Origin of the sequence: Leucobacter sp. CX87 (assembly GCF_018682295.1) — a bacterium.
In the GTDB taxonomy this organism is placed as follows: Bacteria; Actinomycetota; Actinomycetes; order Actinomycetales; family Microbacteriaceae; genus Cx-87.
The window spans coordinates 518,481-530,630 of record NZ_JAFIRI010000001.1; the positions used below are offsets into that span (position 1 = coordinate 518,481).

13 protein-coding genes are annotated in these 12,150 nt (G+C 68.6%); 8 read left to right on the forward strand and 5 right to left on the reverse strand.

Annotated elements, in window-relative coordinates; all coding sequences use genetic code 11:
* Positions 1-4: 4 nt before the first annotated feature.
* Positions 5-754, reverse strand: coding sequence for an SDR family NAD(P)-dependent oxidoreductase (locus KOE53_RS02455; protein WP_188057230.1), 750 nt, complete (start codon positions 752-754; stop codon positions 5-7).
* A 52-nt stretch (positions 755-806) separates the two neighbouring features.
* Between KOE53_RS02455 and KOE53_RS02460 the strand changes: the two genes are divergently transcribed.
* Entirely contained in the window at positions 807-1,499 is a 693-nt protein-coding gene (locus KOE53_RS02460; protein WP_188057231.1) for a GntR family transcriptional regulator, read from the forward strand.
* An 11-nt stretch (positions 1,500-1,510) separates the two neighbouring features.
* Here KOE53_RS02460 and KOE53_RS02465 read toward each other — a convergent pair whose 3' ends face one another.
* Together KOE53_RS02465 and KOE53_RS02470 are read right to left on the reverse strand one after the other, a co-directional pair.
* Positions 1,511-2,173, reverse strand: a complete 663-nt coding sequence (locus tag KOE53_RS02465) for a pentapeptide repeat-containing protein (RefSeq protein WP_188057232.1) — start codon at positions 2,171-2,173, stop codon at positions 1,511-1,513.
* 44 nt (positions 2,174-2,217) lie between these two features.
* Positions 2,218-3,069 (reverse strand): PHP domain-containing protein, encoded by an 852-nt coding sequence (locus tag KOE53_RS02470; protein ID WP_188057233.1) that lies wholly within the window; start codon positions 3,067-3,069, stop codon positions 2,218-2,220.
* Between the two features lie 86 nt (positions 3,070-3,155).
* Between KOE53_RS02470 and KOE53_RS02475 the strand changes: the two genes are divergently transcribed.
* The 3 genes from KOE53_RS02475 to KOE53_RS02485 all read left to right on the forward strand — a co-directional run bounded on the left by KOE53_RS02475 (position 3,156) and on the right by KOE53_RS02485 (position 6,059).
* Complete coding sequence (locus KOE53_RS02475) at positions 3,156-4,160, forward strand: endonuclease/exonuclease/phosphatase family protein (protein WP_188057234.1); 1,005 nt, start codon at positions 3,156-3,158, stop codon at positions 4,158-4,160.
* Positions 4,161-4,209: 49 nt separating this feature from the next.
* The gene (locus tag KOE53_RS02480) at positions 4,210-5,604 is read left to right on the forward strand and encodes an aminopeptidase P family protein (RefSeq protein ID WP_251364048.1); all 1,395 of its coding nucleotides are present in this window, start codon (positions 4,210-4,212) and stop codon (positions 5,602-5,604) included.
* A gap of 110 nt (positions 5,605-5,714) precedes the next feature.
* Positions 5,715-6,059, forward strand: coding sequence for a histone-like nucleoid-structuring protein Lsr2 (locus tag KOE53_RS02485; protein WP_188046088.1), 345 nt, complete (start codon positions 5,715-5,717; stop codon positions 6,057-6,059).
* An 84-nt stretch (positions 6,060-6,143) separates the two neighbouring features.
* On the opposite strand, the gene KOE53_RS02490 is transcribed toward KOE53_RS02485, so the two are convergent.
* Positions 6,144-6,665 carry a YflT domain-containing protein gene (locus tag KOE53_RS02490; RefSeq protein ID WP_251364049.1) on the reverse strand — a complete coding sequence of 174 codons (522 nt, stop codon included), beginning with the start codon at positions 6,663-6,665 and terminating at the stop codon, positions 6,144-6,146.
* A gap of 48 nt (positions 6,666-6,713) precedes the next feature.
* Here KOE53_RS02490 and KOE53_RS02495 point away from each other — a divergent pair, with 48 nt between their 5' ends.
* From KOE53_RS02495 to KOE53_RS13765, 4 genes are read left to right on the forward strand one after another with little or no spacing between them, the layout of a single operon-like run.
* Entirely contained in the window at positions 6,714-7,988 is a 1,275-nt protein-coding gene (locus tag KOE53_RS02495) for a magnesium transporter MgtE N-terminal domain-containing protein (RefSeq protein ID WP_188057236.1), read from the forward strand.
* Positions 7,985-8,515, forward strand: coding sequence for a DUF1003 domain-containing protein (locus KOE53_RS02500; protein WP_241095375.1), 531 nt, complete (start codon positions 7,985-7,987; stop codon positions 8,513-8,515). The genes KOE53_RS02495 and KOE53_RS02500 overlap by 4 nt, the downstream gene beginning before the upstream one ends.
* Positions 8,512-9,687, forward strand: coding sequence for a P-loop NTPase (locus tag KOE53_RS02505; protein ID WP_251364050.1), 1,176 nt, complete (start codon positions 8,512-8,514; stop codon positions 9,685-9,687). Before KOE53_RS02500 ends, KOE53_RS02505 begins: the two co-directional genes overlap by 4 nt.
* On the forward strand, positions 9,684-10,490 hold the full coding sequence (locus KOE53_RS13765; protein ID WP_188057237.1) for an aspartate dehydrogenase domain-containing protein: 807 nt from the start codon (positions 9,684-9,686) through the stop codon (positions 10,488-10,490). The genes KOE53_RS02505 and KOE53_RS13765 overlap by 4 nt, the downstream gene beginning before the upstream one ends.
* Before the next feature lie 110 nt (positions 10,491-10,600).
* Here the strand turns inward: KOE53_RS13765 and KOE53_RS02515 are convergent, their stop codons facing one another.
* Positions 10,601-12,064, reverse strand: coding sequence for an HNH endonuclease signature motif containing protein (locus KOE53_RS02515; RefSeq protein WP_188057238.1), 1,464 nt, complete (start codon positions 12,062-12,064; stop codon positions 10,601-10,603).
* Between the last annotated feature and the right edge of the window lie 86 nt (positions 12,065-12,150).

The window sequence follows — 12,150 nt, forward strand, 5'->3', positions numbered from 1 at the left end:
GGGGTTACGTCGCGAGGTACCCGCCGTCGACCGGGATCGAGACGCCCGTCAGGTACGCCGCCTCTGGCGACGCCAGGAAATTCACCACGGCGGCGACGTCCCCCGGCTCAGCGATGCGCCCCAGCGGAATGGCGGCGGCCACGCGCGCGGCTTCACCGGCAGGATCCGGAAGGCCGTCAAGCCAGTCCTGGTACAGGGGCGTGCGCGTCATGCCGGGCGCCACCGCGTTGATGCGCACGTTGTAGCGCGCGAGATCCACGGCGGCCGCCTTCGTGAAGGCGAGCATCGCCCCCTTGCTGGCGCTGTAGACGCCCATGGTCGGCACGCCGATGCTGGCGAGCCGGGAGGTGACGTTGATGATGGCTCCTCCCCCGGTGTCCCGCATCCGACGCGCTGCTGCGACCAGCAGGTTCATGGCGGCAAACGTGTTCGTCTCAAAGGTCGCGCGAATCTCGGCCTCCGTCACCTCGAGCAGGTCGCCGGTGTGGTCGATGGCGGCGTTGTTCACGAGCACGTCGAGCCCACCGAGCTCCTGAACGACGAGCTCGACAAGCCGGGCGCTCTCCCCGGGAATGGTGATGTCGGATTGCAAGAACACCGCTCGCTCGCCGAGCTGCTGAGCGACCCGCGCACCGCGCTCGGCCGATCGGCCAGTCACCGCCACGTGAAATCCGTTGTCGATGAGGCGCTGGGCGATGACGACTCCGATGCCGGAGGTCGCGCCGGTCACGAGGGCAACTCTTGAATTCTTCACTTGGTCCTTTTGTCCAACAATTTCGGGCAATCCCTGCTATCGTCGCATACATATGACCGAGCAACCAGATATCGCGCTGCACCGCATGAGCACCGCAGAGGTCGTCGCCGACACTCTGATGCGCATGATCGTTTCCGGTGCCCTGCAGGCCGGCGAACCCCTCCGCGAGAGCAGCCTGGCCGGCCGCCTCGGCATCTCTCGGAACTCGCTGCGCGAGGGCATTCGCCTGCTCGAGCAGAGCCGACTCGTCAAGTACGAGATTCACCGCGGTTCGGTCGTGAGCACCCCCTCGGTGAGCGACCTCGAGGATCTCTACCGCACGAGGCTCCACATCGAGCTCGCGGCCGCCCAGTGCACCGCGGACGACGAGCAGTTGGAGACCATCCGCGTAGCCTTCGAGGCGCTGCAAGCCAGCGTCGCGCTGCAGGAGGCGGAGCCGATCGTGGCGGCCGACCTCAACCTCCACCAGGCCATTGTGGGCCTGCTGCGGAGCAAGCGCATCAGCGAGTTCTACGCCCAGCTCCGCAAGGAGCTGGTGTTCTACTTCACGGTGCTGTCCTACGCGGACGAAGAGTTCGTCAACCCCGAGGAGCCGATCGTTGCGCGGCACCAGGAGATCTATGACGCGATTCGCGGCCGCCAGCCCGACACCGCGGTGAAGCTCATGCGCGAGCACATCATGCAGAACTTCGAGCGCCTGAAAGAGATCTTGATCGCGAACGACGAGGCCGCCGAGACGAAGTAGGTCGCGGGGGCTCAGCCCTCGAGCACGATGCCCAGGTGCTGTGCGAAGATCCCGGAGAAATCGCTCGCCTGGTATGAGCTGAGCGTCGACCCGCGAAGCCCCTCTACACCGACGATGCGGCGCATCTCGAGCTCTCGGAAATCCACATGCTGCAGCCTCGAATTCGTGAGCTCGAGCGTGCCGACCGTGGTGTTCACGAAGGCGAGGCGGGTCACCTTTGCCCCGCTGAGATCAAGCTCGTCGATCGAGCAATCGGTGATCAGGACGTCCCGCAGCTCGGCCCCGCGCAGGTTGACGTAGCCGAGCTTCGAGTTCGAGATCTGCACGGACTGCCAGTTGGCCTCCACGAAGTCGGCCGACCCGAAACGCGATCCGTCGATCTCGACGCTGCGAAACCGAGTCCTGTGCGCCTTGAGGCTCGGCGAATTCACCCGCGAGAGCGTTGTGTCGATGAACGCCGCCCCGCGAAAGTTCGTCTCGTGCGCCAGTAGGTCCTCAAACACGCAGTCGGTGAAGTCGACTCCGGTGAGATCCCGCCCGCTCACGTCCACGCCGACGAACCGCGCTCGATCGAAGCGTTCGTGCGCTGTGATCTCGGCGCCGTCTCGCTCCGTCGGATCGGCCGGGTGCACCCCGTCAAGTCTGGGTGCCTGCGTGCCGGTCTTCTGTGCCATCGTTCAGTCCTTCAGTTGCGCGGCGCTTGAGGTGGGGCGGGAGCCTAGTACGGGTTCACGACCTCGGCCCGGATCCGGCCCACCAGCTCCGCGGAGCTCGTGCGCTCCCCCATCCGGTTTGTCTTGCCAGCGCCGTGGTAATCGCTCGCCCCTGTCACTTCGAGGCCGAACCGCTCAGCGAGTTCTCGCAGCCTTGGCAGCCAGTCCTCGCGGTTCTCGGGGTGATCGAGCTCGATCCCCCACAGCCCGGCGTCCGCAAAGCGGCGGAGGGAGCCTTCTGTGACCGCCTCGCGTTGGCGCCCGGCGGCCGGGTGCGCCAGAACGGACACGCCGCCCGCCGCGCGCACGATCCTGATCGCCTCGACCGTGTCGATCGCGAACGTCGATTCGTAGTAGACGCTGCCGGGGTGCAACACCTCGCGAAACGCGGCGCTGCGGTCGGCGAAGTGACCAGCCCGCACCAGCGCGTCGGCGATGTGCGGGCGCCCGACGGTACGTGCGTCCGTCGAGAGCACGACCTCGTCCCATTCAATGCGATAGTCGGCGGAGAGGCGCGTGACCATCCTGCGGGCGCGCGAAATTCTGGCGTCACGCACGCGGTGCATTGCATCGGCGAGCTCGGCGTGATCCGGGTCGGGCCCGTACGCGAGAAGGTGGGTGGAGCGGCCGCCGTCGCGGGTCGTCAGCTCGATGCCGGGCAAGAGATCGACGCCGTGTGCTCGCGCCGCGCGCCGCGCCGACGCCCAGCCATCAGTGGTGTCGTGGTCGGTCAGCGCAATGCCGGCGAGACCCAGCGTTGCAGCCTCCTCCACGAGGGCGTCCGGCGAGGTCGTCCCATCCGAAAGCGATGAATGGGTGTGCAGGTCGTACCGACCGGCGACTGACGCTGTACGCATACCCCCATCGTATTCGCTGCGCCCGACACCCGGCGGCCCGGCCTCGCCTGAAACGCGGCCGCCTCGGCATCCGATAGCGTCAAGTCATGGCTCGCTTTCTCGCTGGACTCGTCGTACTCGCCTTCCTTGCGCTCGGAGCCCTCATCACCTGGCCCCAGTACCTCGAGCTCGAGCGCACGCTGCCGTTCGCGCAACTCATCGCTTCCCGGGTCGCACTGGCGCTCCTCGCCCTCGCACTGATCGTCCTCCTCGGGCTCGTCGCGCTCATCGCGCGGCCGATGCGCAGCTTCGTCGGCGGGCTCTGCATCGTCCTCCTGCTCGTCGCCGCGGCGAACGTCGGCCTCTCGTGGGTGCGCGGGGTAGGAGACCTGGGCGGCGCGGACAGCACCGCCGCGGCGACCGAGGGAGAGATCACCGTGCTGTCGTGGAACACCAGCGGCGACGCCGTAGCACCCGAGACGATCGCGGTCCTCGCAATTGAGCGCCAGGCCGCAGTACTCGTTCTGCCCGAGACCTCGGCAACCCAGGCCGTTGCCGTCACCCGCGCGATCTCGACCGGCGGCGGCCCCGACTACGCCGTGCACACCGCGTCGCTCGATCCCAGCGGCGCAGACCCCACGCGGGCGACGTCCGTGCTCGTGCGCGCCGACCTCGGCGGCTACGAGCTCCGGGACGGTGACATCTCAGGCAGCGTCGTCCCGACGCTCACGCTGCGCTCTGCTGACGGTTCCGGTCCCACCATCGTCGGGGTCCATCTCGCGCCACCATTGCCCGCCAGCATGGACGAATGGCGGGCAGGAATCGCGCTCGTGCAGACCCGATGCGGCGACGCCAACACGCTTCTCGCGGGCGACTTCAACGCCACCCTAGACCACCTCGGTAGCCTCGGCCGGTGCAGCGATGCCGCACTCGCCCACGGCGCTGGTGCGGCAGGCACGTGGCCCGCTCAGCTGCCCGCTGTCCTCGGCGCCGGCCTCGATCGTGTGGTCGCCGGCGGCAACTGGCGTGCCCAGAGTTTCGCGGTGCTCAGCGGCTTCGACCAGGCCGGGAGCGATCACCGGCCGGTCGTTTCGGTCCTCGCGCCCCGCTAGTACGAGGCGCCCCAGCAGGATCCTGCCGCCTGGTGCCAGAATGGTCCGCATGAAGGACGAACGAAGCGCGGCGCGCACGCACGAAGTCGAGGTCGACAACAGCAACCGCAGCACGACCCCGTCGAGCACGAGGTTTCTCGATTTCATCATGTCCGAGTGGGCGGAGACCTCTGCGGAGATTCCATCAGCACGAGCGGCCGCCCCATTCGCTGCCGCCCGGCGTGCGGCGCTCGCGAGCCAGTTCCCCGGTCAACGCATCGTGATCGAGGCGGGCAGCATGAAGCAGCGCTCGAACGACACCTTCTTCCCGTTTCGAGCGCACAGCGCGTTCAGCCATCTCACCGGTTGGGGCGCGGACTCGGAGCCCGGCGCGGTGCTCGTGCTCGATCCGACGAGCGGCGGACATGACGCGACGCTCTACTTCCGCGAACGCGCTGGCCGCGACACCGAGGAGTTCTTCCAGAACGCTGAGATCGGCGAGTTTTGGATCGGCGCGCGGCCCTCGCTCGCGCAGGTCTCGGGAGACCTGGGCCTTCCCGCCCGTTCGCTCGCGGAGTTTGTCGCCACCTCCGACGACGTGACGCTCGCGGACGACGAGCTCGCTCGGGCGGCGTCAGAGCTCCGTCTCGTGAAGGATGCGTACGAGCTGGCCGAGATGCAGGCCGCGGTCGACGCAACCGCGCACGGTTTCGACGACGTGCTCGCCTCGCTCGGTGATGCAGCCGCTCACCCGCGCGGCGAACGCGTCGTGGAGGGCGCATTTCACGCTCGCGCGCGCATCGACGGCAACACGGTGGGTTACGAGACCATCGCCGCTGCCGGCCCGCACGCCTGCACGCTGCATTGGATCCGCAATGACGGCCCGGTGCGCGACGGCGACCTGCTGCTGCTCGACGCCGGCATCGAGCTCGACAGCCTGTACACCGCGGATATCACCAGAACGATCCCCATTTCGGGCACGTTCTCCCCCGTCCAGCGCACGATCTACGAGACCGTACTCGAGGCGGCCGACGCCGCACGGGCCGTCGTGCGACCCGGCGTTCGGTTCCGCGAGGTCCACGCCGCCGCGATGGAGGTCATCGAGCGGGCGACCCGCGAGTGGGGGTTCCTTCCCGAACCGATCGACGGCGAAGAGACCGCGTTTTACCGCCGGTACATGGTGCACGGCACGAGCCACCACCTGGGGCTCGACGTGCACGATTGCGCGGCTGCGCGACGAGAACTCTATATGGATGGAATACTCGAGCCCGGCATGGTCTTTACTATTGAGCCCGGCCTCTATTTCCAGGCGGATGATCTCACGGTGCCTCAAGAATTCCGCGGCATTGGGGTGCGCATTGAGGACGACATTGTCGTCACCGAGGATGGCTCAATCAATCTTTCTGCGGATATTCCGCGCGCGGCGAGCGACGTCGAGGCATGGGTGCGTCGTTTGCGCGGCTAAGTTCGGCACATTCACTCAATAAGGAATATTGCCGCACGACAGATAGACCGAGTATTCAGTAAGCTAACGCATGCACTGACACTGGGAATAGCTGCAGAAAGGCAACTGCCATGGCGAAGAAGATTACTGAGATTCTGATTGATGACCTTGATGGGACGGAACTCACCGCCGAAACCGGCGAGACGGTCCGCTTTGCGCTTGATGGTGTGACGTACGAGATTGACCTGTCTCGCGAGCACGCGCGCGAGCTGCGCGAGGCGCTGCACGGCTATGTCGCCAAGGGCCGCCGCGCCGCGGCTGGCGCTGCGGCACCGCGACGAGCTGCAAGCACGGGCGGAAATGATCCCCGCGAGCTCGCTGCGGCACGCACCTGGCTGCGCGGCAATGGGCACCAGGTCTCCGACCGCGGCCGCATCCCCGCGACACTGCTGGCGGAATTCCGCGCCGCGCACTAGCGCCGGCTCGCACGACGAGCACATAGCCGCCTGCCGCCCGGGATTGCATGATCCGGGCGGCAGGCGGCTTCTTCTTTGTGTCGGTTACTGCGCGCCGGGAATTCCATTCTTCGCAATTCCGCCACCGAGGATCTGGCGGGCCTGCGAGATCAATTCTGGCTCGGTAATGAGGTCATAGCGTGTGGCGACAAGCTGCATGACGGAAGAGAAGTCACGCCGATTGCGATTGAGCGCATAGGACAACACGCCAAAGAGCATTCCAAAGCCGGCGCCCATTGCGAGCGCCGCGATAAATACCCCCGCGATCGCCGTGTTATCGGGCTGGAAGATGAAAAGAACCAAGCCAAAGAACAGGCCAAGATAGGCGCCCGAAAGCGCGCCCATAAGGGCGACCCGTCCATAGGTCAGCTTCCCGGTGACTCGCTCAACGCTGCGAATATCATTGCCGAGAATAGAAAGGCGCGCGACTGGAAAGTTCGCGCGTGCCAGCGTATCGACGGCGAGTTGCGCGTCGTGATAGCTGTCATAGGTGGAGACGATATCGCCCTTGGGGATCTCGGGCACGGTCATTGCGCGGCGGGTAGGGGCCGTTCCTGGCGTGGTCATGCGCTTATTCTCCCATCTTGAATTCAATTCGGGCAGTACCGTAGAGAGGTGACTGAAACTCGGGTATTTGTGGGCCGCTTGGCAGGCCGAGGCGTGTTCGATCCCGTTGGCGACCGAATCGGGAAGGTGCGCGACCTGCTCGTGGTGTATCGCCCGGCCCTTGCGCCTCGCGTCGTGGGCATGATCGTCGAGATTCCGGGGAAACGTCGGGTGTTTGTGCCGATCGGCCGGGTCACCTCGATCGGCGCCGGGCAGGTCATCACCACGGGGCTCATCAACGTACGCCGCTTCGAGCAGCGCGCTGGCGAGACCCGGCTGATCGCAGAGATGATCGGCCGCGAGGTCCGGTACAACGACGGCTCCGGCCCCGCCATGATCGAGGACGTCGCGATCGAACGCACTCGCTCGAACGAATGGATCGTCAGCCAGCTGTTCGTGCGCCGCCCGCGCGTGGGCAGCGGCTTCTCCCGAGGTGTCGCCCAGACCGTCGCCTGGGGCGAGGTGCACGAACCGCAGGATCCCGGTGCAGCCCAGTCCTCGGAGCTGCTGTTGCAGACCCTGCTCGATCTTCGCCCCGCGGATCTCGCGGAGGCGCTGCTGGAGCTCCCCCGGCCGCGCATGCTCGAGGTCGTGGGCGAGCTGCCCGATGACCGGGTAGCGGACGCGCTCGAGGAAATGACCGAGATCGATCAGCTCGCGGTGCTCGGCAAGCTCGACTCGGTGCGTGCCGCCGACGTGCTCGACCGCATGGAGCCGGACGACGCGGCCGACCTGATCGCCGCGCTGCCGCAAGACACTGGCCAGGAGCTGCTCGGCCTGATGGAGCCGGAGGAGGCCGAGGACGTTCGCCGGCTGCTGGAATACGACGCTGATACCGCCGGCGGCCTCATGAACCCCTCCCCGATTGTGCTCTCCGCCGAGTCGTCTGTCGCCGAGGCGCTCGCAATGATCCGCCGCCAGGACTACGACCCGGCGATGGCCGCCGCGGTCTACGTGACCCACCCGCCGTACGAGACGCCAACCGGCGAGTACCTCGGCCTCGCCCACTTCCAACGCATGCTGCGTTTTCCCCCGCACGAGCGCCTGAGCGCGCTGCTCGACACCGAGATCTCGCCGGTGCACGAGCAAACGAGTGCGGCCGAGGTGAGCCGGCGGCTCGCGAGCTACAACCTGGTCTCGCTTCCCGTCGTCGACGATCAACGCAGACTGGTCGGGGTCGTCACGATCGACGACGTGCTCGATCACCTGCTGCCCGACGACTGGCGGCACGCGAGTGACGAGGATCACCACCTCGGCGGGCACGGCCGGGGAGGACGCAAGTGACGCGCCGGTGGCGCGAGCGCTCGGACGCCACGCCTCGCGGCGCGCTCGGCAGTGCACGGGCGGGCGAGAGCTCCGAGCGCTTCGGCCGCTGGACCGAGCGCATCGCACGCGGCATGGGCACCCCCTGGTTCCTGCTTGCGTTGTCGCTGTTCTGCATCGGCTGGTTGATCTGGAACACGATGGCGCCCGAAAGCGCCCGCTTCGATTCTGCGGCGATCGGCTTCACCGCGCTGACGCTGATTCTCTCGCTCCAGGCGTCCTACGCCGCGCCCATGATCCTGCTCGCACAGAATCGCCAGGATGACCGGGACCGCGTGCAGATCGAACAGGACCGCCAGCGCGCCGAGCGCGCCCTCGCCGACACCGAGTTTCTTGCCCGCGAGGTCGTCTCGCTGCGTCTTGCCATCCAGGAGCTGCCGGACCGAGACGTATTGCGAGCCGAGCTCCGGGCGCTGCTCGCCGAGCTCGATGCGTCGTCGGCTGCGCCGCAGGCAACCGAGCCGCAGGCCCCCGAGGACAAGCGATGAGCGACGGGATGACCCGTGAGGCCGCCTCTCCGGCCGCCCAGGGGGTCTGGAGCGCGCTCGATCGGGTGATTGACCCGGAGATCCGCAAGCCCATCACCGAGCTCGGGATGGTCACGGCAGTGTCCGTCGATGCGGCGGGCGGCGCCGACGTACAGATCCTGCTGACGATCGCGGGCTGCCCGGCCGCGCGCAGGATCGAGGCAGACACGCACGAAGCTGCCGCATCGGCCCCGGGCATCACCGCCGCCCGTGTCGAGGTCGGCGTCATGACCCCGACCGAGCGCGCCGCGTTTGTCGAGCGGGTGCGCGGCGAGCGGGGCGCCCGGGTGACGCAGTTTGGGCCGGACTCGCTGACGCGCGTGATCGCGGTGACGAGCGGGAAGGGCGGCGTCGGCAAGTCCTCGGTGACCACCGGTCTCGCCGTGGCACTCGCTGAGCGCGGGCTCTCGGTCGGCATCGTCGATGTGGACGTCTTCGGATTCTCGATCCCGGCGCTGCTCGGGCTCAGCCGGGACGGCGTGACCGCGCAGCCGACCCGGGTGGGTGAGCTCATCCTGCCGCCCGCGGCGTACGGCGTGCAGGCGATCTCGATCGGCATGTTCCTCGGCGACACCGACCCCCGCAAGGCTTCGGTGTCGTGGCGCGGCCCCATGCTGCACCGGACGGTCGAGCAGTTCCTCCGCGACGTGTGGTTTGGCGACCTCGACATCCTGCTGCTCGATCTGCCGCCCGGCACGGGAGACGTCGCGATCAGCGTCGGCCAGCTGCTGCCACAGGCTGAGGTCATCGTCGTGACGACCCCGCAGGAGGCCGCATCGGACGTTGCGGTGCGCAGCGGGCTAGTGGCACGCCAGAGCGGCCAGCGCGTGACCGGCGTCATCGAAAACATGGCGGGATTGGCGCAGCCCGACGGCACGGTGCTCGATCTCTTTGGCTCGGGCGGCGGCCAGCTGGTCGCTGACCGGCTCTCCGAGGATGTCGAGTCACCGGTCCCCTTGCTCGGCAGCATTCCGCTGAGCGTCGCCTTCCGCGAAGCCAGCGACGATGGCCGGCCCGCGGTGGTGCATTCCCCGCAGGATCCCGCCGCGGCCGAGCTCATCCGGATCGCCGGCGTGATTGCGACCCAGGGTCGCGGACTCGCCGGGCGTTCGCTCGGGCTCGGACTGTCGTGATCACGGCCGCTGAGGCTGCTCCGGCTCCCCTCCGCTTCGCGATTCTCGGCAACGGTGCGATCGCCGCCGAGATTCTCCGGCTCGTCGCCGAGCGTGGCGGCCGCGCGGGCCCCACGCCATCGCTCGAGTACGTCGGCACCGTCTCGCGCGACGCCTCGACTCTCGAAGCGTTCGCCCTCGACCCCGCCACGCGCGCCGACGTTGTTGTTGAGGCGGCGTCGGTCGCCGCCGTGCACGAGCACGGTCCGCGCATCATCGCCGCGGGGGTTGACCTCATCGTGGCCTCGGTGGGCGCGTTCGCCACCCCCTCCGCGCTGCCTCAGCTGCGTGCGTCAGGGACCGGCCGCGTGCACCTCACGAGCGGCGCGATCGGCGGGCTCGATCTGCTGGCCGCCGCTGGCCGCACCGGCGGGCTCGACGAGGTTCTGGTGCGCAGCCGCAAGCTGCCGGCCTCGCTCGCGCAGGACTGGATGAGCACGTCCGAGCGAAGCGAGCTTTTCGCCCTGACCGCGCCACGGACGCTCTTCTCGGGAACGCCGGCCGAGGCGATCGAGCAATTCCCCTCGTCACTCAATGTCGCGGTCGCGGTGGGCCTCGCGGTCGGCGATGATTCGCTCGTGCGGGTGGAGCTCGTCGCCGACCCCGCCGCGTTGCTGACCGAGCACACCATTACCGCGTCTGGCCCGGCCGGCGAGTACGTCTTCACTATACGAAATGCGCCGCTGCCGGCGCGCCCCGCAAGTTCCGGCCTCACCGCCCGCGCACTCGTCGCTGACCTCCTCCGGCTGGCGGAACAACGCTAGCCCACCGGGTTCATGCGGCCCGGCATGACCAGCCAATCGGCCGTTTCATGGATCCGCCGCTGCACAGCTCAACTACTGATCGGCCATTGCTCGCCTGAACATTTGTTCGACTATTCCCGCCGACGACGCCTCTCCGGTGGTCTGAGTGGTGATCTCGCGGGCCGCCAGCGAGTGTCGTGGTCGATCCATGGCGGGGCGAGGGTCTCGGGGAGGCCGCCGCGCATGCGGACCTGCCAACCGCCCGTGTCGAGCGTGCGGTGGTGATGCCAACACAGTGCGACACCGTTGTCGAGGTGCGTCGCGCCGCCGTTCGCGTGCTCCGTGACGTGATGGATCTCACACCAGGCGGCGGGGACGGTGCAGCCCGGGATGATGCAGCCGCCGTCGCGGACCGCGATCGCGCGCCGCTGATGCGCGTTGAACACCCGGTCTCGGGTGCCGAGCGCGATGACCCGGCCCGTCTCGTCTTGCACGACGTGCTGCCGGGACCCGGCGCAGGCCGAGTGCGTCGCGGAGCGCACCGGGATCGGGGTGGGTTCGCCGTCGTGGCCGGTCAGCCACGCGGTGCCGTGGCCGGCCTCGAGCGCGGCGGCGGTGACCTGGATCATCACGGTCACGGGCGCCCCGCCCAGGGTCGGCATGCCGTCGTGCAGGGCCGCGGCCTGGGCGATCACGGCGAGCGCGTCGTGGCGTTTCTGGTCGGAGGTGCGCTCGTCGCGCGGCGCGAACAGGTCCGGGTCGCCGAGGCTCGCCGGGCCACAGAGGCTCGCCCGGTCGCCGGGGTCGATCTCGACGAAGCGGACGGAACTCGACTTGCCGGACTCGCGACCGGTTCCACCAATGACGCCAGGCGAGCCACCCGCACCGTCTGCACTGTCGCCCTCGTCTACCCGTCGCGTCCGGGGCGACGTGATCGCATCGATCATCCGGTCGAACAGGGCCGCGACCTCGGGCACCACCGCGCCGTGTACCGGGACGAGGCCGTCCTTCTCGGCCCCGAATCGGAACGAGCGGCGCCGCTGCAGTTCCTCGAACGACGGCTCGGCCCCGTCCTGGTCGATCGCCGCCGCCCACACTCGCGCGGCCACCCGCACATCGTCCGCACGCAGCGGCAGCGTGGCCTCCCCGCCGTCCGGCAGCGCGGTCCCGCACGCCGCCGCGACCAGGCAGCGCTCCGCCTCGACCACGTCCTCGCGGTCAGCGCCGTCGGGCAGGCCGCCCAGCACGCGCGTGATGACGGCCGCCGCCTCGCAGCCCAACGCCCCCGCGCCGAGCGCCGCGGCGACCGCGGGGAACCGTGGCGGCATGACGTGCCCGCCCAGCCCCATCCTGCAGCGGGTCTCGCGCGCCAGCGCGAACCGGGTCGACGCGGTGCGCCCCGACACCTGGGTCACGCGCTGCAGCAGCTCCGTCGCGTTCCGGCAGCCGTGTCGGTGCGCGAGGGATCCCTCGCCAAAGTCGACCGCGGCCCGCGCGTCGAGCTCGCCCGCGACCTGCACCCGCAACGCGTCCGCGATCCGACCGAACTCCTCGGCCTCCCGCGCGAGCGCGACGATCTCCGCATCAGCCAGCAAGCCGAGCGGCTCCCCCTCTAACGCGGAAGTAACCCGCGCACTCAGCGGCAACACGGCGCAGTCCCAGACGGGGTGAGGGTGGTACC

Bases quoted from the DNA above. Each gene is read 5' to 3' on its own strand.
- KOE53_RS02505 (WP_251364050.1), top strand. From the start codon at position 8,512: ATGAGCGACGGGATGACCCGTGAGGCCGCCTCTCCGGCCGCCCAGGGG.
- KOE53_RS02480 (WP_251364048.1), top strand. From the start codon at position 4,210: ATGAAGGACGAACGAAGCGCGGCGCGCACGCACGAAGTCGAGGTCGAC.
- KOE53_RS02475 (WP_188057234.1), top strand. From the start codon at position 3,156: ATGGCTCGCTTTCTCGCTGGACTCGTCGTACTCGCCTTCCTTGCGCTC.
- KOE53_RS02465 (WP_188057232.1), bottom strand. From the start codon at position 2,173: ATGGCACAGAAGACCGGCACGCAGGCACCCAGACTTGACGGGGTGCAC.
- KOE53_RS02485 (WP_188046088.1), top strand. From the start codon at position 5,715: ATGGCGAAGAAGATTACTGAGATTCTGATTGATGACCTTGATGGGACG.
- KOE53_RS02460 (WP_188057231.1), top strand. From the start codon at position 807: ATGACCGAGCAACCAGATATCGCGCTGCACCGCATGAGCACCGCAGAG.
- KOE53_RS02470 (WP_188057233.1), bottom strand. From the start codon at position 3,069: ATGCGTACAGCGTCAGTCGCCGGTCGGTACGACCTGCACACCCATTCA.
- KOE53_RS02490 (WP_251364049.1), bottom strand. From the start codon at position 6,665: ATGACCACGCCAGGAACGGCCCCTACCCGCCGCGCAATGACCGTGCCC.